Annotated in this window: 2 protein-coding genes and 1 pseudogene; 2 read left to right on the plus strand and 1 reads right to left on the minus strand. The window is 66.4% G+C overall.

The window, feature by feature from the left end:
• Both ACQKIP_RS46275 and ACQKIP_RS46280 read left to right on the plus strand, forming a co-directional pair.
• A pseudogene (locus tag ACQKIP_RS46275) lies at positions 1 to 142 on the plus strand (IS256 family transposase); the annotation flags it as partial.
• 483 nt (positions 143 to 625) lie between these two features.
• Complete coding sequence (locus ACQKIP_RS46280) at positions 626 to 988, plus strand: hypothetical protein (RefSeq protein ID WP_365866459.1); 363 nt, start codon at positions 626 to 628, stop codon at positions 986 to 988.
• A 255-nt stretch (positions 989 to 1243) separates the two neighbouring features.
• Here ACQKIP_RS46280 and ACQKIP_RS46285 read toward each other — a convergent pair whose 3' ends face one another.
• Complete coding sequence (locus ACQKIP_RS46285) at positions 1244 to 1762, minus strand: AAA family ATPase (protein ID WP_365866545.1); 519 nt, start codon at positions 1760 to 1762, stop codon at positions 1244 to 1246.
• Positions 1763 to 1931: the final 169 nt, after the last annotated feature.

Below are 1931 nucleotides of genomic sequence, written 5' to 3' on the forward strand. Positions count from 1 at the left end.
GGTCCTGGCCGAACTCCACGACGAGTGGCAGGTCTTCGACCGCCGCTACCTCTCCGAAGGCTCCATGGCCGAACTCTTCGCAGACAAGACCACCCCGCAGCGGGCGACCCCCGCAAAACCGGAACCACACGAGCTCGACTGAGTACACCACTCGACGGGACGCCATCCGAGGGTCTGTACCGACTGCGCAAACACGTATCTCCACCCCGGTACATCCCTACCCCCGTGCCCTGGTATCGCACGCATCCCTTTGAAATCCGAGGCCATGATGAGAGCGACCGGAACGTTCTCCACCTCTTTCCCTCCGGGATCGAGAGCAGAGGCCTGGTAGTAGCGCCTGGCGTGCTCGATCAACGCCTGAGCATCCGTCACCACGCACTCGAACTCCACCGTGACCACGATGCGCTGCGGGCCCTCTTCACCAGCCATGTCACACCGTCCTCCGGGTCGGCCGCAGCAGGAAGCAGACGGCCGGGCCCTACGATCGCGCGAGAGCACGACGTTCGTCGAGACCGCGAAGGACACAGATGGCGGGGAGACTGCCCGTAGACCGGGCCGAGGAGCGACTACACGATGCGCTGGGCCGTGGACAGCAGGCGCTCGCCGGGCTGGGCCCGGACGCGGCGTGGCGCAGGTTCGTGCGCTTCGGCTGCCACGCTTCGACACCTCGCCCGGCGAAGACGGGCTTCTCCTGCAGTACGGGACGTACGCCTTCGACGGGCCGCCCGTCTTCATGCTGGACCTTGCACGGCAGTTCGAGATGAACGACGCTGCCGGCGAGCACGATCACTTCGTGCAGTTCCACTGCGAATTCCGCTACGAACCCCTCCCCGCACTTCGGGCGCTGGGGCAGTTCGAGGCCTGGTTCTTCCACGACACGGACGACGACCTCGACCTGTGGGCCAACAGCCTCGGCAACCTGGGCTTCTGGACCATCGTGCGCACCTGCCGCCCCCGGGAAGTCAGGCTCTACCAGGAGCAGGTGTGACCACAGTCGCGAAGCCACCCGCCCGGCGGCACTCCGCCATCCCTGCGGAGGGAATGTTCCGGGCATTCGCCGACCGGAGCATCTCCTGCAATCGGGCGGCCGGTTTCTGCAGCACCGGGTCGACCCGGTTCGTCCCCCGGCGGGCCCTCTTTTTTTGACCCGCCGCGGCCGGTGGGCGTCTTCCGTGCACCGGCGGTCGGCGGCGTGCCGGTGGACGCCTCCTGACCCCGCGGTTCCCCACTCGCTTCGAAACTGTCAGCGGTCGACCGGGAGCACCTGGTCCAATCCGCTCTCGTCCATGATCTGCGAGACGGTGTCGTCGAGCGTGCTGAGCGCGTCGATGACCGTCTCCAGGCCGTCGGCCAGCAGGTCTTTCTCCCGGTACCAGTCGCTGAGGTGATCGGGGGTGACGTGCCGGTGGTACTCGGCATCGGCTTTTGCCGCATGCCGGCGCACCGTCTCCTCATAGGGCACATCGAGGTAGTAGCAGCGCGAGACACCGCGGTGGGCCGACACCAGGTCCCGGAGCATAGGACCGTAGCGGTCGGCGTACAGGATGCCCTCGAGGACCACGTGGAAGCCGTTATCCAGGGCGTAGCGGGCGGTGAGGTCGATCAATCCGATGTTGGCGCCACCGGGCCGGTCGCGTTCGCGCAGCACGACCCTGCGCAGGTTGTCCTGGCCGACGATGGCGAGGTTGCGGCCGAACTGCTCGCGCAAGCCGACCGCAATGGAGGACTTGCCGGAAGCGCTGTTGCCGCGGATCACGATCAGGCGCGTGGACCCCGGGGAATTGCATTGGCTGCAAGCCCCGTTGAGGGATTCACCCTTGACCTGCGGCTCACAGTAGCAGCCACCACGACCGCACGGAGTGGACTCTGACCTGCCAGTATGGCGCTGATCGTGCATTTGATGCATGATTCGACCCTCTGATGCAATGGGG

The sequence above is a fragment of the Streptomyces sp. NPDC059900 genome, from assembly GCF_050270335.1.
In the GTDB taxonomy this organism is placed as follows: Bacteria; Actinomycetota; Actinomycetes; order Streptomycetales; family Streptomycetaceae; genus Streptomyces.